We start from the raw sequence: 20,834 nt of genomic DNA on the forward strand, positions 1-20,834 counted from the left end.
GAAGTGATAAAAGCGAGCTTCACAAACAAGACGGTATATGGATATACCTTACTAGACAGTGCAGGAGCACACTGTCCTGATGTTTGTGCCGAGCCCCATGGATGGGATTATGTTCAGGACGAACGGTATATCGCGGTGACAGACGTTACATGGATGTAACTTATTAGAGATTGCAGGAGCACACTGTCCTGATGTTTGTGCCGAGCCCCATGGATGGGTTTACGCGTATCGCTTGTTTACTCAACAACACTAAACTACAACAGAGCCACACTTTAAGAGAAAATATTATGATTAAAATTGTTTTTTTTGCCGCGTTAAGAGAGCAGTTAGCTTGTGCTGAACTGTCTTTAAATGCTGAAGATGTGAAAACTGTCGGTGACGTGAAACAGCGCTTAAGTGATAAAAATTCACAATGGCAACAAACATTTAGTAAGGCCTCACTGTTATCAGCGGTGAATCATGACATGGTTGATGACAGTCATTTAGTAAAGTCTGGTGATGAAGTTGCCTTTTTTCCTCCTGTGACCGGCGGATAAGTGATGACCAGCCAAGACCCTTTGAAAGAAATATCCATCCAAGCTGAGGATTTTAGCTTGGCGGATGAAGTGGCTTTACTTGAGCAAGACAACCTAACCGATGGTGCTGTCGTTACTTTCACTGGCAGAGTTAGAAATAACAATAATGGTAATAGCGTCACTAGCTTAACGCTAGAGCATTATCCAGGTATGACAGAAAAATCTTTAGCTAAAATTATCAAACAAGCTAAAGAGCAATGGCATATAGGTAGAGTCAAAGTGATTCATCGCATTGGCGAGCTCTTCATTGGTGAACAAATTGTCTTTGTTGGCGTGACCAGCAAACATCGACAAGATGCTTATGCAGCTAATGAATTCATCATGGATTATTTAAAAGTTAAAGCACCGTTTTGGAAGAAAGAAAAAATAACCCATGCCGGGAAAACCTCCGAAAATTGGTTAGCTGCGAAAAGCAGCGATACTGATAAAGCCGACCTTTGGAGCTAGCGTGTTACGTTTTCTTTTAGTCACCGCCTTTACCATTAGTTTACTGTGGGTAACCAGTAGCCAAGCCCAACAAAATAACACTGATAACAGCGATAGTGATGATAACAACACACCGCTACGTATTGCCGTTGCCGCTAATTTCACCCCGGTATTAAAAGTATTACTTAAAGAGTTCAGCAAACAAACTGGTATCAACAGCCAAATAATCAGTGGTGCCAGTGGCGCGATGTTTTTACAAATTAAACACGGCGCGCCCTTTGACATTTTTCTCAGTGCCGACAGTCGCCGGCCAAAAGAACTTGAGCAAGACGGTTTTGCCCGCAAAAATAGTCGTAAAACCTACGCCATAGGTCAGCTAGCATTCTATACCACTACTATGCCTTCACTTGAGCAATTATCTATTGACCTAGAAAAAAACCCACCACAACGCTTTGCTATTGCCAACCCTGATATTGCCCCCTACGGTAAAGCGGCCAAAGAAGCATTGCAACACTTAGGTTTATGGTCAACTTTGCAATATAGACTAATAACAGGCATTAATATCGGGCAAACCTTTGCGCAATTACGCAGTAAAGCCGTTACCCGTGGTATTGTTGCCAATAGCCAGCTAGTGCTAAACAACTTATCTGGCGTACTTATCCCCACGAGTTATCATCAGCCGATTGAGCAACAGTTAGTTATAATTCGCGCCAGTAAGCGACAAGCCGCAGCGAAAAGTTTAAGTGATTTTTTACTCTCCGCCAAGAGCCAGGCAACCATAGTCAGTTATGGCTATGCACCAACATCAAAAGCTAAGGGTTAAATGATAAATTCTGACTTACAAGCACTGATAACCACCTTAGAAATGGCGGCATTAACCACGATAATTTTATTGATTATCGGTACCCCTCTTGCTTGGTATCTGGCCAAAATGACCAGTCGATTTAAGGTTATCATCGAGGCTGTAGTGGCTTTACCATTAGTATTACCGCCAACAGTAGTAGGCTTTTATTTATTGATTGCCTTTTCCCCGGAATACTTACCCGGACAAATGTGGCAGCAAGCGACGGGGCAACAATTAGCCTTTAGTTTTTCAGCCATCGTTATTGGCTCGGTTTTGTACTCACTGCCTTTTGTGGTGCAACCTCTGCAAAAAGCCTTTGAACAATTAGGTGACTCGCTCTTAGAAGCTGGGGCGCTACTTGGCGCCGGCCCTATTGACCGATTTTTTACTATTGTATTGCCGTTAACAAAAGCCAGCTTTATCACCGCGGCCAGCCTAGGTTTTGCCCATACTGTCGGTGAATTTGGTATTATCTTGATGATTGGCGGTAATATACCTGGAGAAACACGGGTACTTTCTATTGCGCTGTTTGATCATGTCGAAGCCTTTGATTATGCCCGAGCGCACCTACTATCCATCAGCTTATTAATAAGTTCTATGGTGTTATTAGCCGCTATCTATTGGTTAAATTTACCCAAAAGAAACAAACCTAAAGATTTAACGGTTAACACTAAGCGAAAAGAGCAAAGCGCCAATGAATGATTCTCCTATAAAGAATGCAGCTTTGAATAGTCTTACTAACCATAAAACGCCTCAGCTCAATATAAATATTAACATTAGTTATCAACAATTCGAATTAAGCATTAAGCAGTCAATACCATTAAATGGTATTACCGGTGTTTTTGGCCACTCGGCCTCAGGCAAGTCGACCTTACTGCGTGCCATTGCTGGTCTAGAAACAACACTGACTGGTGAGATAACCTTAGTCGATACTTCTTTAGTCAACAGCGAACAAGGTATATACCTCAAACCCGAGCAGCGCCAAGTTGGCTTAGTGTTTCAAAATAGTCGTTTGTTTAGCCATTTAACGGTACTGGGCAACCTAGAGTATGCGGTCAAACGTTGTAAAAATAGTCGGCTGTCATTAGCTGAGGTAATTAAACTTACTGAGTTAAGTGCCTTACTTGATCAGGAGGTAAATCAGCTCTCCGGTGGTCAACAACAAAGAGTAGCCTTAGCTAGAGCTATTCTAGCCGAACCCAAGTTATTATTACTTGATGAGCCGTTAAGTGCCCTGGACCGACACAGTAAAACCCAACTGCTAAAAATGATACTTAACATTCAAAAGCAGCTGAGTTTACCTATGTTATACGTCAGCCACTCTTTAGATGAATTACAGCAAGTTTGTGACACCTTATTAGTACTAGCACAAGGTAAGGTGGTTAGTTTTGGTAATATTCATCACGTTATTCATCAGCTCAATAATAACCATGAATGTGACCTTATCCAGCAACAAACCAGTTTATCACTGCCGATAAAAACCTTTAATAATGGCAATGGCTTAACCGCTTTAGCGTTAAATGCCCAACAAGATATTTTTCTTAGCTGTGATCAAGCATTTGAGCAGCAAACTCAGTTGCGCTGCTTTATTTTGGCCAGTGATATTAGTATTACCCTAACGGAGCCAAATAATAGCTCTATCGTTAATCACCTATTAGGTACGATAAAACAAATTAATGCTCAGCAAAATAATGTCTTGCTGACGGTTATTTGTGGTTCACAAGACTTTTTTGTCACTATCAGTGCCTTCTCTCAACAAAAGTTATCGCTAACCCTCAGACAACAGGTATATTTGCAGTTTAAAGCCAGTGCTGTGCGTACTTTTATCCATTAACCCTGATAAGAAATAAACTAGGAATACACGTGTTAAGTAATCAAGAGCAAGTTAAATACTCCCGGCAAATTATGTTGGCTAAGATTGGCACCTCAGGACAAATGGCATTGCGCAACGCAAAAGTGCTTATTTTAGGTGTAGGCGGTTTAGGTAATCCAGCCAGTTTATATTTAGCGGCCGCAGGTGTCGGCACCCTTTATCTCGCCGATGGCGATTGCATAGAGCTCAGTAACTTACCCAGACAAATTCTCTTTAGCGAAAGTAATATTGCTGAAAATAAAGCTGATGTCGCCGCGGAAAAATTACAACAACAATTTCCTGATGTAACGATTGAAGCTATTGATGAAATGCTTGATGAAGAGTTATGTGATTATTATCTGCCACAAGTCGATTTAGTGCTCGATTGCTCAGACAATATTGCCACACGCTACTTGATCAACCAAGCCTGTGTCCAGCATAAAGTACCACTTATAGTGGGCGCTGCTACTGGCTTTGATGGCCAACAACTCACTATAGACCCGCGTGATGACAGCAGTGCTTGTTACCATTGCCTTTTTCCTGCCAGTGAAAAATCGCCCGCCAATAATTGTCAAACGGTTGGTATCATAGGTCCAGTATTAGCCATGATTGCCGGTATGCAATGTTTACAAGCTATTAAGCTGTTAACGGGAAATAAAGTGCAGATTAACCAACTTAACTTGCTTGATGGTTTAGCCAATCAATGGCAGCAATTTACCATGAAAAAACAAGCAAATTGCACCGTTTGTGGTTCAAATTAAGGATTAATTACCTATTAATAACTGCCTAAACTAAATTGACACTCGGCACTGCTAATGATTAGCTCAGTGCCCTTTTTACTTTTAATTTCTTTAGCAATATCAACCCACTGGTAATAAACATTACGATGAACTTTCGCTTTTAGGTTGCGTCGTACAGTTACATACAAATTACCATTTTCACTGATGATTAGTGGATGCTGTTCATCTAGAGTAAATTCGTCGTCTAAGTTGGTGCTAACTTGCATGACCGTTTTTTCTTCATCCAGCCAGCGCCATTGGGTGAGCACAAAAGGCACATCATCAACTTGAATTTTCACTTTCTCTACTGGCGTCACTAAAAAGTACTCCGCAGTAGCTTTGCTTACACCGTTATTTACCTCTGTGTTTACCTCCTTAATGAGCACGGAAGCAAATAGCTTAACCAGTGCTAAGCGCTTAAAAATAGTACCGTGGTAATACCAATCACCATTGGCTTTTATCTGGATATCAATTTCACCACAATAAGGTGGATTCCATGACTCGACTGGTGGTAATGATTTTTTACTGCCAGCTAGTTGAGCTGAAATTTTATCTAATGACATAATGGCGGCATATCCTTACAAAAAGCGCTGCAATAGCTAAAATGGGTTAGCTTAACCATATTACGCGATAAGTACATTTGATTATAATTAATATCATGCTAACTTATTGCCCGATACATTTTTTTAACATTTGAGCCAGTGCCAACAGTATTGGCTTACAATAACCCCCAGTCTATTACGTTACTTACCGCTCAGGAAGAATTTAATCGCATTGGTATAACAAGGAATATAGATGAAAATAGCCCTCACTAAGACTAAGCTAAGCTTAATAGTCTCCTCTGCTCTGCTTATCGCAGCGTGCAGTAATCAAAATAATGAAAACAGTTATGAGGCTAATAAAGCCATGGCAAATATAAAGGCCCCTGTCGCTAAAAAAGTACCTCATGAAATGGTTATTCATAATCATACTCGTGTCGATAATTATTACTGGATGCGTGATGACAGTCGAACTAACCCAGAGATCTTAGCGCATTTAGCCGCAGAGAATGATTACACTAAGGCACAGTTAAAACATACCGAGGCGATGCAAGAACAGATCTTTCAAGAGATCAAAGATCGCATTGAAAAAGACGATAACTCAGTGCCAAGAAAATCAGGTGACTTCTATTATTCAACCCAAATGCAAGGTGAAAATGAATATCCTATCTATGTTAGAGCTACCGATTTTAACGGCAGTAACTTGGAAGTACTATTAAATGTTAATGAATTAGCAAAAGCACATGATTACTACCAAGTTACTGGCTTAAGAGTGAGTCCAAATGGCAAGTTACTAGCCTACGGTGAAGATACCTTAAGTCGTCGAGTCTATACGGTTCAGTTTAAAGACATTGCCGGTAACACCCTGCTTACCGATAAACTTACCGGCACCAGTGGTGGCATTGTTTGGGGTAATGACAATAAAACCGTTTATTACATCAAAAAAGATCCACAAACCTTATTAGGTTACCAAGTATTTCGTCACACATTAGGCACATCACAAGCCGATGACGAGATGGTCTACGAAGAAAAAAACAAAGCTTATTATACCGGCATCAGTAAATCTAAAGATGACAGCAGCATATTTATTTGGCATTCCAGTACAGAAGCAAGTGGCGTCTCGGTAATTGATGCCAATAACGCTAAAGCTATGCCGAAAAAGTTCATTGAGCGTGAAGAAGGTCATGAATACTCTATCTCTAAATTAAATGATTGGTATTACATTAATACTAACTGGCAAGCAACCAACTTTCGTTTAATGAAAGTGGATAAAAACCATCTTGGTGATAAAAGCCAATGGCAAGATGTTATACCTGCCAATGATGCCGTTAAGCTCGAACGTTTTGAATTATTTACCGATCATCTTGTTTATCAACAACGTGAAAATGGTATTAGTCGTATAACGATTCAGCAACTTTCCACTGGTAAAGAGCAACAACTAAGCTTTCATGACACTGCTTACACCTTACATATGTATGGCAATGATGAAATAGATAATAAAGCATTACGCCTTTACTACACTAGCTTTACCACACCAGGCGTAGATTATGATATTGATTTAACCACGTTAACTAAAACAACGTTAAAACAGGATAACGTACTCGGTGACTTTGATAGCAATAACTACGCCTCTGAGCGTATTTTTGTTAAAGCGCGTGATGGTAAAAAAATACCGGTATCCTTAGTTTATCGTAAAGATACCTTCAAAAAAGATGGTACTAACCCATTATATCAATATGCCTATGGTTCGTACGGTAACACCATAGACCCTTACTTTTCAGTAAGTCGTTTAAGCTTGCTTGACCGTGGTTTTGTCTATGCCATTGCTCATATTCGTGGTTCAGAAATGCTTGGCCGACCTTGGTATGAAGACGGTAAAAAACTCACTAAAATGAATACCTTTACTGACTTTATTGATGTCACTAAAGCGTTAACAGCACAAGGTTACGGCGATAAAGATAAGGTATTCGCTGCCGGTGGTAGTGCTGGTGGTTTACTAATGGGCGCAGTCATTAATATGGCACCTGAGCTTTATCAAGGTATTGCTGCAGCAGTGCCCTTTGTTGATGTAGTGACCACTATGCTTGATGAAAGCATTCCACTAACAACCAATGAGTTTAAAGAATGGGGCAACCCAAAAGAAAAAGTTTATTATGATTATATGTTGTCATACTCCCCTTATGATCAAGTGAAAACCCAAGACTATCCTAACATCCTAGTCACCACAGGATTACATGACTCTCAAGTACAGTATTTTGAGCCAATGAAATGGGTTGCTAAGTTGCGTGAATATAAAACAGATGACAACCTATTAGTCTTTAAAATTGATATGGAAGCAGGACACGGCGGCGCCTCAGGGCGATTCAAACGTATTCATAATACGGCCTTACAATATAGCTTCTTTATTGACTTACTTAATAAGAGTTAATCAATAGTAAGAAAAGCTATTTAGCTTAGCCAAAATAAGCATCCTCATCTAGGCACAACAAGGTGAGGATGTTTTACCCATCAGCAACGCCCTAATATTACTAACATCAAGTCAAATACTCCCTATATTGAACTCACTAAAGCTGAGTTACTCTTGGCAACTCACTAAATTAATTCCAATTAACACCTTTAATATCAAGTATTTATACAAGGAATGTCAACTGTATTTTCTTTAGTACAAGTCTTCTGTAAACTTATGTAAAACCTGTATCTCCGCGCATTGACTTTGATTACACTAGCGATAATAGTTATTTTTTAACATGAGTTATTCGCTTTATGACGAGTCGATTTCGACCACTACTGCCACTACTGGCAAGCTTGTTTTTATTCTCGTGTAGTAATACTTCCCAAGTAGATGAAAAGCTAAAAAACCTAGCCTTGCCGGACAACTGGCAGCAAAGTACACAAACCCTTAACATTGAGCATAACTGGTTATCGCAACTTGATAATCCACAAGTTCAGCAATTGGTGACAAAAGCGTTAGCCGCAAACCACCAGCTTGCTATGCAAGCTTATGCACTAGAAATAGCCGAGCAACAACTGATTGTTTCCGGCAGTCAGCTTTGGCCTGAACTGGACTTGGCTTTTAGCAGCGGTCGCTATAAAGATAATCAAAGCGCTAGCTATACCAATAGCAATTCAGTTAATTTGAATTTAACTTATGAGCTTGATATTTGGGGCAAGTTATCTGCCGCTGAGCAAGTCAGCAATTATAACTACCTGGCGCAAAAAGCCACGTTTGAGCAGTACAAACAACAGTTAGTAGTGAACGTAGTAACCACATGGTTTCAGGTAATTGAAGCAGATAAGTTGCTCACACTATATCGCCGCCGAGTAGCAAATTCTCAGCAAAATTTAGCCATTATTGAAGCGGGCTATAACTCAGGATTAACGGCGGCTCTTGATGTTTATTTAACCCGCAATGATTTAAATAACGAGTTAACTCGGGTATCTGAACAAGCCACGACAAAAACCAAACTCATTAGACAACTTGAGCGTCTTATTGGTGAGTACCCAAAAGGCGAACTAATAGTAAACGCTAACTTACCCTTGTTGACCAATGACATTCCTGTTGGCTTACCGTCAGCATTAATCAGCCGCAAGCCGGCATTAAAAGCCAGCTGGTATCAACTGCTATCACAAGATGCCAGTTTAGCTTACGCTCATAAACAACGCTTCCCTAGCATAGTTTTATCTGGCTCTGTTGGTGATGCTACTACTGACATTGGCGATTTACTGTCTGGCTCTTCGTTAGCCTGGTCACTGCTGGGCAGTGTCACCGCACCCATTTTTAATGCCGGACGACTACAAGCCAAGGAAGAACAAGCCCGTATCGAACTAAGACAAGGTGAACAACTATACCTAGATACCTTATATGATGCTTTTAGCGAGGTAGAAAATGCCATTACCACAGAAAAGAGTTTAAAGCTAAGTTATTACACCATGTTGGCGGCGCAAGAAAACGCAAAAATAGCAGCAACATTATCTTTTGAGCAATATCAAAGTGGCTTGGTCAGCTATACCACAGTACTTGATGCGCAAAAACGCTCGTTCGAAGCACAAACCACCTTAATAAAAATTAAATACCGACTTATAGCGAATAGAATCAATTTACATCTTTCCTTGGGTGGCGACTTCACCACACAGTCACTTGAAAATAAGGCCGAATAAGCATGTTTACCCCCCTTAAAATAAAAAACACACGCTATAAAAAGATACTAGTGCCGGTTATTATCATCATCGCCACCATAACCTTAATGATTGTTATTTTAACAAACCCACCGACAAACCAGCGTACTAAACCATCAAAAGCAGCACAAATGACGGTAGCTACCACCATACTTGCCCCACAAACCTATCAAGTAATAGTGCACAGTTTTGGTACGGTAAAACCCAGAACACAAAGTGTGCTTTTTGCGCAAGTTTCTGGGCAAATTAATCACGTTAGTAAACAATTTAGAGCGGGTGGTTTTTTTGAGCAAGGCGATATATTACTGCAACTCGATGACCGAGATCACCGCGCCGAAGTTAAAATAGCCCAAGCAAGCTTAATGACAGCTAAACAAAATTTGCTCGAAGAAGGTGCACGGGTAAAACAAGCACAAGCTGACTGGCAGAGATTGGGCCAGGGTAAAGCACCTAACGCGCTAGTATTACGTCAGCCACAATTTGAAGCGGCTACAGCACAAGTTCTTTCCGCAGAAGCTTTGCTTGATAAGGTAAAACTGTCATTAGAACGCACCAAGATTGTCGCGCCTTATGCCGGGCGTATATTAAAGAAAAATGTGGATATTGGTCAGGTGATTTCAAGCAACAGCCAATTAGCCGATATCTTTGCCGTTGATTATGTCGAAATTCGTCTACCGATCAAAAATAAAGATTTACCACTAATGAAATTACCCGAAGAATATCGCCATGTTCATCAGTCGTCAGCTGCGATAACAAATACCGATGCCAATATTGACGATAACAACACTAGCTCAATGATAAGTAATGTAATTATTTCATCAGATCTGATGGGTAAACAAGTATGGCAAGGCCACATTGTTCGCACCGAAAGCGCTATCGATGAAATGACACAACAACTTTATGTGGTTGCGCAAATTATTCGCCCTTACGATAGTGACTATAACCAAGGTGCACAAATCAAAATAGGTCAATATGTCACCGCAAAAATTACCGGTCGTAAAGTTAAAAACGCCTTAGTGATTCCCAGCAGTGCTATTTATCAAGGTAGCTATGTTTATATCGTTAAAGACGGTCTATTAATGCGTAAAGAAATTCAATTAGGCTGGCAAAATGGTACTGAAGCCATTGTTAGCCAAGGCTTAAGTGCGGGTGACGAATTAGTACTGACGCCCTTAGGGCAAGTGAGCTCTGGCACACCAGTAGCGATTGCCGGACAAGCGCCCAGTCAAAACAACAAAAAATTTCCTCAGCGAAAGATGTCAAAAGAGCATTTTAAAAAATTACAAAAAATTGCCGATGAAAAAGGCATCACTGTTGCAGTATTAATGGCTGAGCGAAAAGAAAACCGAGCAGATACAGCTCAATCAAGACCTTCAGCTAAGGTGAACAACTAATGATTGCTTGGTTTACACGAAATCATGTCGCGGCGAACTTACTATTAATTACCATTTTAATAGCCGGTCTATTTAGTCTAACTAATCGTATTCCACTGGAAGTATTTCCGTCTTTTGCCACCGAGCGAATTAACGTTAAGGTGTCATTGCGCGGCGCCACACCAGAAGATGTAGAAAAAAGTATTTCTATTCGCATTGAAGAGGCCATACAAGATTTAGAAGGCGTCAAACAAATTTCCAGCCGTTCATCGGAAGGCACCTCTTCGGTTAATATTGAAGTTGAGTCAGGCTATGATCCACGCGAGATGCTCGCCGATATAAAAAGCCGGATTGATGAAATAAATACCTTTCCTGCCGATGCAGAAAAACCAGTGGTCTCATTAGCGGCACGTAAGCGTGAAGTGATTACCGTAACTATTGCCAGTATTTATAGTGAAAAAGAGACCCGTGAATTCGCGGAAAAAGTCAGAGATGATTTATTAAAAATACCCGCCATTACCCAAGTCGAGCTCAGCGGCGTCCGTGACTATGAAATATCCATTGAAGTACCACAAAACAAGTTACGACAATATAATTTGACCATAGCGCAAATATCTTCGGCAATAGCAGACTCAAGCACAGACATTTCTGCTGGTAATTTAAAAACCCAAGGTGGCGATATCTTACTGCGCTCAAAAGGCCAAGCCTATCGCAAAGACGACTTTGAAAAAATCGCAATAAAAACCAATATTGATGGTGCTATCCTTCGCCTAAGTGACATCGCCATCATTAAAGATCACTTTGAAGAAACCCCTGTACGTACACGTTTTAACGGTAAACAAGCCGCCTTTATCGATGTTTATCGTATTGGGCAACAAAGCGCCATTGACGTTGCCGATGCGGTAAAAACTTATATTAACGACCAGCAAAGTTCATTACCTGTCGGCGTAGAATTAAGTTTTTGGGATGACGATTCACAAATTATTAAAAACCGTATTGCCACCCTTACCACCAGTGCCTTGCAAGGTGGTATATTAGTCCTCGCCTTATTAACTTTATTCCTCAGACCTACCATTGCCTTTTGGGTGTTTATTGGCATTCCTATCTCTTTTATGGGCGCCTTTATCATGATGCCTTTTTTTGGTGTGACCTTAAATATCATGAGCTTATTTGCCTTTATCTTGGTGCTAGGTATTGTTGTTGATGATGCCATCGTCACGGGAGAAAACATTTACACTCACCTAAAAACCTCCGAGTCCGGTGAGATGGCAGCAATTCGCGGCACCCAAGAAGTCGCCCTACCCGTCACTTTTGGCATTTTAACCACCATAGCCGCCTTTTTGCCGCTGGCTTTTATTGAAGGGAATCGTGGCGCCTTATTTGCGCAAATTCCAGTCATTGTTATTCCCGTGCTCATTTTCTCCTTAATTGAATCGAAATTTATTTTACCTTCCCACCTAAAAAACTTAAAATTGCGCTCAGAAAAGTCGAAACAATCAAAATTAAGTCAACTACAACAAGGCTTTGCTGACGGTTTTGAACGCGCGATAATCCGTTTTTATCAACCCTTACTAAAACGAGCTATCAATAACAAAACCACCACTTTAGTCGGTTTTACTGCGGTATTTTTACTTATTCTTGCTCTTATTTTCAGTGGCTGGAGCAAGTTTATTTTCTTCCCAAGAATCCCCAGTGAAACGGTTCGAGCTACCTTGACCTTACCGGCAGGCACACCTTTTGAAGTGACTAATAAATATATTATGAAGATGGCGGAAAAAGCCGAAGAATTAAAACAGAAATACATTGAGCCAGCGACTAACGAAAGTGTCATTATTAATATATTAGCCACCACTGGTGGCCGTGGCGGTGTATCCAATCAGGGCAGTGTTCGTTTTGAAATGACCCCGCCTGAATCGCGTGAACTGTCGATTACTTCACGAGAGCTGGTACGTGAATGGCGTAATCTAATTGGCCCTATTCCGGGCGCTGAAAGTATTACCTTTAGAGCCGAAATAGGTCGTTCATCAGACCCTATTCATGTGCAATTTAAAGCCAGCTCATTAGAGATTTTAAAAGAAGTTACCGATAAAGTGAAAGTGCACTTAGCCACCTACCCGACGGTATTCGACATTGCCGATAGCTTATCAAACGGCAAAGAAGAATTACAAATTGAATTAACCGCACAAGGCAGAGCCTTAGGCTTAACCCGTGTCAGTATTTCCAATCAAGTACGTCGGGCATTTTTTGGTTCACAAGTGCAACGTATTCAACGCGGCAGAGACGATGTCCGCGTTATGGTACGACTACCACTGAATGAGCGCCGTACTATCGCTGATTTAGAAGACCTGCTAATAACAACACCTGCGGGTGGCTCTGTACCACTATCTCATGTTGCCAAGCTGATTCCAGGAAAAAGCCCCTCAACTATTTCGAGAATCGATCGTTACCGCACCGCCAATGTAAGTGCTGATGTGGAAAAATCAAATACCAATATGACGGTGTTACAAGCCGATTTAAAAGACTATTTAGATGAATTGATGCTGCAATACCCTGGGGTTAGTCACTCACTAGAGGGTGAAGCAAAAGAGCAAAGAGAATCTTTTGGCTCACTCGGCTGGTCACTATTATTTGTCTTTTTTATAATCTACGCACTGTTAGCCATACCGTTTAAGTCTTATATACAACCCATCATTGTTATGAGCATTATTCCTTTTGGCATGATAGGTGCTGTTATCGGTCACTGGATCATGGGCATGGAGTTAACCATCATGAGCTTACTTGGCATGTTGGCGTTAGTCGGTGTGGTGGTCAATGACTCACTGGTACTGGTCGATTTTATCAATAAAAAATGCAGTGAAGGCGGTGACGTCATGGAGGCAGTATTAACCGCAGGTGCCGCCCGTTTTCGACCGGTAATGTTAACCAGTTTAACCACTTTCATTGGTTTAATGCCGTTATTGTTTGAACAATCTACCCAAGCACAGTTTCTCATTCCTATGGCAGTATCACTAGGTTTTGGTATTTTATTCGCCACCTTTATTACCTTGCTATTGGTGCCGGTAAATTACCTTATTGTTGAGCAGATTAAAAACGTTTTTTCCGCTAAGGGAGCCAGAAAAAATAGCAGTGATAGACAAGTTGCCTAACCCAATAGAGTATGATGGACTAACATGACTAGACTTGATTGACTTAATTTTACAAAAAAGGTTATTATCTAATTCAGTGCCGTAAATTGCCATCTGACTTTATATAAACAAAGTAATACTGATAACTATTCGCTAGTTGAACCACCAGGCTAAGTACTTTATTATTTAAAGCGTTTGCAGATGCCTTTAGTCAATGCTGTTGATTAAAGGCTAATTTGACAGCATATTTAACTGATAGACACGATATTTAATAGGTTAGTAAATGAGATTAAGAAAAAAGAAAATTATGTTACGAAGAAACAAAAATCACTTAAAAATAAGGGTGTTACGCTCGATGAAACGGCGAAGCATTGCTCATTTTTATAGATTAGATGATAAACCCATTAATTAGCCCGCAGAGCCATCCCAAGTATACATAAGCACATGTTCCAACTCTGCGCTCAATTACCTTATCAAAAACGGGTTATCATAACGGCACTTTACCCTTCAACCACGCCAAAGACGAATGTTTTATTGATAACCCTATTGAGCTAAATCCGCATAATAACGACAGTAATTATTCGTGTTATGCTGCAACCATATTCTCCACATTTTCTAAAGAGTACCGCTATGCCACAGACATTTTCTCGTTATTCCTCCATAGCCCTTGTTAAAGAAATAGAATCACCTGAAAACCCTGGCGGTCTAGAAAAACGTGTGGCCTTAGTACCTAGTGATGTCGGTCAACTGGTATCAGCGGGCATTAAAGTCTATGTAGAAATGGGCGCAGGAGAAGGGGTTGGTTTTAGTGATGAAGAATACATTAAACATAACGCCATTATGCAAACAGCTGAACGGATATATAAAGATAAAGCGCTGATTATTAAGTTTAAAGGGCCTGCTCTTAGTTCCATCGAGCAGATGAGTGCAGCTTGTACACTATTCTGTATGGCGCATTTCAACTCCTATCCAGACAGAGCAAAACTTCTCCAAGACAGTCGTATTAATGTTATTGCCATGGAAGATATTTGTGAGTCCCCAAAACAAGACTCGGATGAGCGAATTCTTGGCCGTGTCGCCATGAATGCTGCCTTAACCCCCTTCTTTAACGACAATACTATTGGCGGATTACGAGTAAGAATTATTGGCTGGAGTGAGCGTTTACGCGGTGCTATAAATCGTTGTGGTAATCGTAGCCCTCGATCTTTACAAGTTATCCAGCCATCACTTGCCTTTGAAGAGCTAGAGGCCACTGGCACTAATGCGTTATATTTTTACGACAGTAAAAGCTTTAAAGATCCCCAAGGCATACTACAAAAACTACGTGCCTTAAAAACCCATACTTTTGATATTAATGACTTTGAAATAAAACAAGGTCAGCAAGCCATCACTGATTATCAAGCAAGCCATCCACCGGCACAATTTGGCCTACGCCGTATTCAATGCCTACATGAAACCGGACAAGCAGGGGCTAGGTATGGCATGGGCTTATTAGCTGACCATAAACCCTCGATAAAAAAAGCCAATATCAAGGCGGTTATTCTTGGTTATGGTAATGTCGCCCAAGGCGCTTTGGATGAATTACATCAGCAAGGCATTAGACACATCCATGTTTTAGGCCGAGCTCAAACGGCTAAAAGCCGTATTGATTATTGGCTCAAAGATGCTGATATTATCATCAATGGCGCTGAACAATCCGTTGAATTAAGAGGCAAAAACTTCCTGATCAGTAATAAGCACCTCAAAGAGTTAATCCCTGAAAATTCGGTGGTTATTGATTTAGTCGGTGGCAGCCCAACCAATAGAAGCCCAGTTGAAGCCGTGTTGAGCTGTAGCTTTTTAACGGCACCTTATTTTGTTCAAGATGGTGTACTAGTCTCCTCTTTATGGGGTTGGCCGATGATGGGCATGATGCGTGAAACCGCTATTCGTTATTCAGGACAAATTGTTGAGGTATTAATTGGCAAGGAAAAACTTATTGAAGGCCTAGGCAAACTCAGCCCTGGTGTTAAAGCAGCCTTAGTTTGTGGACCTTTTTCAGACACCCCTAAGGATTAGTCATCTTATGTTTAGCCATTGTCCTCGTGATGAGAGCAATGGTGATAACTAGCAAAACAAATACTCGCTGACTTAGCTGTAGATTAATTAGACAAAGACGCTAAAACAAAAGCAATTATGTATAAATCCCCTTAAAAGCAAAGATTTTCCTTGTCATGCTAGGCATAAATGCACTACAATCGCCGCGCTGTTAAGTAGCAGCACAATATTTATTGCTCCTAGCATAAAGTATGTCTCAGTACACCTCAGTGGTGGCTATAGCTCAGTTGGTAGAGCCCCGGATTGTGATTCCGGTTGTCGAGGGTTCAAGTCCCTTTAGCCACCCCATTTTTATTCCCTAGTTATAAATCCATCAGCTCCAGTGTTATTAAGGCTTACAGCCAATTTATTTCTGTTCAAAAAACATAATAAACGTTAAGTAAAAATCAAACCATAAACTGCTCCTGTGCATATCCTGTACGCTTGTAAATCTATAACGATCCTATTACTGTCAACTCCTGCAAAGAAGCTGTGTATTCCATTAGCATTGGCTTAGGGTGATTAAATTCTGTTGATTTGAATTGCTACGGTCTGACTACGGTACTTCTTGCGGGTTTTTGAGTGTTATAGGGGGGGATTCACTCAAACGACTTTTTTGTTCGCAAAAAGGTCTAAATACCAAGAAGTTTAATCATACATCTTATTATTTTTAGTACTGTTTTTTTTGTCGGATGAATCCCACACATTCATTAAAAGTGATATTCTATCCATTGTGTGTGTTTTTTTGAGGATTTATTAGTCTAGTGACTTATCCCTCTTATTTTCTTTATTTTAGGAGATTGTATGAACGATAATAATCGACCAATTCGTATTTTGCCCATGAGTATGAGTGCTGACATATTCAAGGATAAAACGCATAATGAAGTTCAGTCTGAATTTTTTTTATCGAGATTGCCATTCAACCAAAACGGTCAGTATCATTTTCACCTAAACTCAATTCAAGCTGGAAGTGGCACTACTGTACTGTTTCAATATAGAGCGAAAATCATCGCCAGCGCTGTATTTGAGAAACGTGTAGATTTTGACAAACCTAATCGAGAATATAATGGCGCTTTATACTTCGACATAAATACGATTAAGGTCTTTGACCCTGTCGGAAGCGAACTAATCAGATCAATTTGGCCGGAAGAATTTAACGGGTTCTCGCAAGCAACGACGAAACTAAATGAAGATTTTTTATCTGTCTTCGAGGAAAAACTGACAGGATTAAAGACTCCTTTGGTTAGTACGCCAAAAGCGGTAGATGTTAGTACACCGGAAGCTGTAGACATAAATTCTGGAAACGAAACTCCTCAAGCTTCCAAGCAGCACATTTATCGGATACTGAGAGACTCTAAATTAGCTAGGTATATTAAACTTGTGCACTCTAATAGTTGTCAGCTTTGCTCGAAAACTATAACATTACCAAATAAGAAATTGTATTCCGAAGCTCATCATATTATTCCTTTAGGAAAGCCACACAATGGACCTGATAAAGCTGAAAATATTATAGTTTTATGTCCTAACTGCCATGTTCTTTGTGATTATGGCGCTATTTCATTAGACTTATCAAAAATCAAACACGTTGCTGATCACAAAATATCTAAAGAAAGCATTGAGTATCATAATAAAAAAATAGCAGGACACTACTTATAAAAAGTGGTTATTGGTTTACAATAAAAAAATGCCATGTAAACAAGTATCACTATATTGAAGCTAAGATATTTAAAGTAGCATAAGCGTAATAAATTATGCTTTGTGCTTGGCTTAAATAGTGACATTCCGCTGTCTTTTATGGTCGAAGCATTAAACAGTCATGATACACGCTACATACCCCCCTCCCCGAAACTAAACCCCTTTCACACATATATTAAATTCTTAGATTAACCTCTAAGGAATTAATTATGCTCAAACGATTCAAATTCACTGACAAGGTCATCAAGGCCTTACCTAGCAACCCATCTAGTTCAGCTTCCACCGATGTAGAATACAGCGATACCCAAGTTATTGGTCTTAAATGTTTAGTAGGCAAAACAGGTAATAAGCGTTTCTTATTTCGCTATACCTTTAATGGCCGTAAACAGAGTATTGGCCTAGGTAGCATCACCGATATTAATGTTTCTACTGCCCGTAAAATAGCTCAAAAGTATCGTGTTAGCCTGAGCGAAGGTATTAACCCTAAAGTTGAACGAGATAGCCAGCAGCGATTAACGCTCAATGAATTCTTCAATCAGCATTACTTACCATCAATACGAAAGCGTAAGAAAAGCTGGGAGGATGATAAGTACCGTTTTGATGTGATGGTTGCACCTAAGCTAGGTCACTATTTATATAGTGATTTACGCACCATTGATGTTCAAAAATTACATCTAAGCCTCACTGAAACCGTCAATAAGTATGGGAGTCTCTATGCTCCGGCAACCTGTAATCAGGCGTTGATGCTTTTAAAGTCGATGACTAAGAGTGCATTGCACTTAGGTGTTGTTGAAGAAGATGTTTGCCTGCCAGTTAAACTGTTCAAACTTGATAACGCTAGAACTCGATTCTTGAATGTTTATGAAGTTAAACGACTCATAGAAGCTTGTCGTGACTATTCAAATAAAACCATTGCAGGTTATATTGCTCTACTTGCCTTGACGGGTTTGAGGTGTTCAGAAGTTGCCAATATAAAGGTTAAAGATGTTGATGTTAAAAAACGAGTTATTCACATCGCCACAACTAAAAATGGTCGAGCACGAACAGTCTATGTGACTGACTTAATGTTAGCGTTTATCGCAAGAGTCCCTATCAAAGTTGATAACCCTTATCTGTTTGCAGGTCGTGCTACAGGTAAACCGCTTGGCTCAGTCAGAAAAACATTTATTAAATTGCTCAAACAGGCACAGATTGATACTGAGGAAGTTTGTCTTCATACATTGAGGCATTCTGTTGCCAGTAATTTAGTAAGTGCTGGTGTGTCACTTAGATTAGTGCAAGAGCAGTTACAGCATAAGTCGATTATCTCAACTCAACGCTATGCCAAGCTAACCACTGAGTCTATGAGAAAAACCAGTGAAACGTTATCTGAGATGTTTGGATAACCCATCAACTTTAAAAGCTATTAAATCAAAAGGCCTATTCCATAACCGGAATAGGCCTTTTTTCGTTCTAAGGAGAATTATATGCAAGTGATTGATTACCTACCTGAGGCAACCCAACTAGCTCTACCAAATGATGTAGCTAATAACCTCATAGCATTGCTCATTGAACCGTTTGGTGATGTGGAAACAGCACATGATTTCTGGTCAGAGTACCCAAGTAGAATTATCTGTTTGGAAGCACATGAAGATATGGCGTTCATTACTAATACGTTAACTGATGTACTTTGCCACCTCATTGAAGACCGTATTTCAACGCCTGAATTTACAGAAGACTTACCTAGTAATTATCAATGCCAACTATTTATCACCAGTGATGAAGGTACTGGTATCTATTTGATAAAGCCTGCGGCACTCAATCTACATAAGGACACTTAATCATGACCCATGAACAGTTAATTCAAATCATCTGTAATGCTGATTTACCGTTACAAGCTCGGTTTGAAGCTCAACATAAACTTAATCCCTCAACTAAAACCATGAACGTATAAGGAAAGACCATGACGACTAAAAATGTAAAAGCTACCACGAAGAACGCAGAAAAAAGCAAAGCAGTGAAGGAAGAAGTATCTCAATCAATAGCAGATGAAGTTATTGATGTAGATTTAACTAACTCCCCTCTTGTAGATGTTGATTTAGCCTACCAAACAGTACTGGTGGGTCATGCGCCTAAGTTATCAACTAAGGCTATAGGCACTGTTGGTTATGAGCTAGCAATAAATACTGATGATAAACGTCAATATCTGAGATTAACGAGTAACAATAGTGGCGGTTTATTTTCAAAAGAATGGGTTGGCTTAGATACAATCTACGCCCTGCTAGACAGTCTTGATGTTGATAAGCCTTTTAAATCATCAACATTCAAAGCTGTCATTAAAGGGGGTAGTTCAAATAATGTTTCTTTCTTATCAGCAGTACTTCGCTGTGAAGAAATTGCATTAATTCTGTCATCCGATAAAAGTCAGTACTTACATGCTCACAATCCTTTGCTGATTAATCGCAAAGAGCATTTATCAAAACTTAAACCTTTACCTACCCCAACAGATTAAAACTTGCCTTTCATACTGTGTGAGCTCACGCAGTCCTCTAAACAATTAGCACAAAGGAAACACATAATGAAACTGACTTTTGACAGAAGCCAGTGCTTTGTTGTGCCTGATGCATTACTTAGCATACTCAACTCGACACTCGCTGAATTAACGCCACCAGACACAAACTCAGACACCATTATTTTGAATTTTCGAGATCCAGATTATTCAGCTGATGACGGTGGATTTCACCCTGTAGAAATACGCTTAGTAAAACCCCATGAGTTTTGGCAATTTGCTTACATCACAGACTTTAGCTTTCAAGGATTACCCTACCCTGAGTTAGTTGTTGATATAGATGTTTGCTTTATTGGTGAGCAGGTTTACAGCATCTATGGAGGTTGGCTAGATAAAACAAGTGGTGAAGAATTGAAGGAGTTGTTTTTAACCAACTTCATTTCTTATGTCGAGATGGAGGTCTTTAAAGTGGAAGTTACTTTCCACTAACCCTTTTATGGACAGGAGCCACTTTATTTAACTTCCACACTAACTAGTAACGTACACCAACCGAGAGGTACGAACGGCTGATGTATGTTACTCAAACATTACTATTCTCTGTCAGCCGGATTAATCATTCGGTTGTCGGTATGAATAAGGAGCTATGAAAATGAAACATCTACTCACCACCTCAAAACGAAGCTTAATCGAAATTGAAGGCAAAGGTGGCAAGACTACGATAACGGTAAAATCGAGTACTTCAGGCGCGATAGCTGGAGCCAAAGTGGGCGGTCTAATTGGCATTCGATTTGGCCCACAAGGTATTATTGCAGGAACAATCATCGGTGGTATTACCGGATTTATTTTTGGTGAAGAAGACTAACAACTTGGTAATTTAAAGAGAGAT

At 40.1% G+C, this 20,834-nt stretch carries 18 protein-coding genes and 1 tRNA gene; 18 read left to right on the forward strand and 1 reads right to left on the reverse strand.

Annotation, left to right across the window (positions count from 1 at the left end; all coding sequences use genetic code 11):
• Nucleotides 1–287 precede the first annotated feature (287 nt).
• Genes moaD through CMT41_RS16345 form a run of 6 tightly spaced genes read left to right on the forward strand, consistent with a single transcriptional unit; the run spans nt 288 to nt 4,458 of the window.
• On the forward strand, nt 288–536 hold the full coding sequence (gene moaD, locus CMT41_RS16320) for a molybdopterin converting factor subunit 1 (RefSeq protein ID WP_057183031.1): 249 nt from the start codon (nt 288–290) through the stop codon (nt 534–536).
• Nucleotides 537–539: 3 nt separating this feature from the next.
• Complete coding sequence (gene moaE / locus CMT41_RS16325; RefSeq protein WP_058027846.1) at nt 540–1,022, forward strand: molybdopterin synthase catalytic subunit MoaE; 483 nt, start codon at nt 540–542, stop codon at nt 1,020–1,022.
• Nucleotide 1,023: 1 nt separating this feature from the next.
• A complete protein-coding gene (modA, locus tag CMT41_RS16330; RefSeq protein ID WP_058027847.1) occupies nt 1,024–1,824 on the forward strand; it encodes a molybdate ABC transporter substrate-binding protein in 801 nt (266 codons plus the stop codon).
• Nucleotides 1,825–2,547 (forward strand): molybdate ABC transporter permease subunit, encoded by a 723-nt coding sequence (modB, locus tag CMT41_RS16335; protein WP_058027848.1) that lies wholly within the window; start codon nt 1,825–1,827, stop codon nt 2,545–2,547.
• Nucleotides 2,540–3,679: a molybdenum ABC transporter ATP-binding protein gene (gene modC, locus CMT41_RS16340; protein ID WP_083494312.1), complete on the forward strand. Its 1,140-nt coding sequence runs from the start codon at nt 2,540–2,542 to the stop codon at nt 3,677–3,679. Before modB ends, modC begins: the two co-directional genes overlap by 8 nt.
• A gap of 29 nt (nt 3,680–3,708) precedes the next feature.
• Entirely contained in the window at nt 3,709–4,458 is a 750-nt protein-coding gene (locus CMT41_RS16345) for a HesA/MoeB/ThiF family protein (protein WP_058027849.1), read from the forward strand.
• 14 nt (nt 4,459–4,472) lie between these two features.
• Here the strand turns inward: CMT41_RS16345 and CMT41_RS16350 are convergent, their stop codons facing one another.
• Nucleotides 4,473–5,039 carry a DUF1285 domain-containing protein gene (locus tag CMT41_RS16350; protein ID WP_058027850.1) on the reverse strand — a complete coding sequence of 189 codons (567 nt, stop codon included), beginning with the start codon at nt 5,037–5,039 and terminating at the stop codon, nt 4,473–4,475.
• A 232-nt stretch (nt 5,040–5,271) separates the two neighbouring features.
• Between CMT41_RS16350 and CMT41_RS16355 the strand changes: the two genes are divergently transcribed.
• The 12 genes from CMT41_RS16355 to CMT41_RS16410 all read left to right on the forward strand — a co-directional run bounded on the left by CMT41_RS16355 (nt 5,272) and on the right by CMT41_RS16410 (nt 20,810).
• Nucleotides 5,272–7,443, forward strand: a complete 2,172-nt coding sequence (locus CMT41_RS16355; RefSeq protein WP_057182810.1) for a S9 family peptidase — start codon at nt 5,272–5,274, stop codon at nt 7,441–7,443.
• A 335-nt stretch (nt 7,444–7,778) separates the two neighbouring features.
• A complete protein-coding gene (locus CMT41_RS16360) occupies nt 7,779–9,173 on the forward strand; it encodes a TolC family protein (RefSeq protein ID WP_057182812.1) in 1,395 nt (464 codons plus the stop codon).
• A 2-nt stretch (nt 9,174–9,175) separates the two neighbouring features.
• Nucleotides 9,176–10,585 carry an efflux RND transporter periplasmic adaptor subunit gene (locus CMT41_RS16365; RefSeq protein ID WP_057182814.1) on the forward strand — a complete coding sequence of 470 codons (1,410 nt, stop codon included), beginning with the start codon at nt 9,176–9,178 and terminating at the stop codon, nt 10,583–10,585.
• On the forward strand, nt 10,585–13,710 hold the full coding sequence (locus CMT41_RS16370) for an efflux RND transporter permease subunit (RefSeq protein ID WP_057182816.1): 3,126 nt from the start codon (nt 10,585–10,587) through the stop codon (nt 13,708–13,710). Before CMT41_RS16365 ends, CMT41_RS16370 begins: the two co-directional genes overlap by 1 nt.
• A 609-nt stretch (nt 13,711–14,319) precedes the next feature.
• Nucleotides 14,320–15,747 (forward strand): alanine dehydrogenase, encoded by a 1,428-nt coding sequence (locus CMT41_RS16375; protein WP_058027851.1) that lies wholly within the window; start codon nt 14,320–14,322, stop codon nt 15,745–15,747.
• A gap of 251 nt (nt 15,748–15,998) precedes the next feature.
• A tRNA-His gene (locus CMT41_RS16380) sits at nt 15,999–16,074 on the forward strand.
• Nucleotides 16,075–16,569: 495 nt separating this feature from the next.
• On the forward strand, nt 16,570–17,421 hold the full coding sequence (locus CMT41_RS16385) for an HNH endonuclease (protein WP_058027852.1): 852 nt from the start codon (nt 16,570–16,572) through the stop codon (nt 17,419–17,421).
• Between the two features lie 248 nt (nt 17,422–17,669).
• Nucleotides 17,670–18,845: a site-specific integrase gene (locus CMT41_RS16390; protein WP_058027853.1), complete on the forward strand. Its 1,176-nt coding sequence runs from the start codon at nt 17,670–17,672 to the stop codon at nt 18,843–18,845.
• Between the two features lie 81 nt (nt 18,846–18,926).
• Complete coding sequence (locus CMT41_RS16395) at nt 18,927–19,280, forward strand: hypothetical protein (protein ID WP_058027854.1); 354 nt, start codon at nt 18,927–18,929, stop codon at nt 19,278–19,280.
• A 122-nt stretch (nt 19,281–19,402) separates the two neighbouring features.
• A complete protein-coding gene (locus tag CMT41_RS16400; RefSeq protein ID WP_058027855.1) occupies nt 19,403–19,951 on the forward strand; it encodes a hypothetical protein in 549 nt (182 codons plus the stop codon).
• A gap of 66 nt (nt 19,952–20,017) precedes the next feature.
• A complete protein-coding gene (locus CMT41_RS16405; RefSeq protein WP_058027856.1) occupies nt 20,018–20,437 on the forward strand; it encodes a DUF2787 family protein in 420 nt (139 codons plus the stop codon).
• A gap of 160 nt (nt 20,438–20,597) precedes the next feature.
• A complete protein-coding gene (locus CMT41_RS16410) occupies nt 20,598–20,810 on the forward strand; it encodes a hypothetical protein (RefSeq protein WP_058027857.1) in 213 nt (70 codons plus the stop codon).
• Nucleotides 20,811–20,834: the final 24 nt, after the last annotated feature.

The organism is Colwellia sp. MT41 (assembly GCF_001444365.1).
GTDB lineage: Bacteria > Pseudomonadota > Gammaproteobacteria > Enterobacterales > Alteromonadaceae > Colwellia > Colwellia marinimaniae.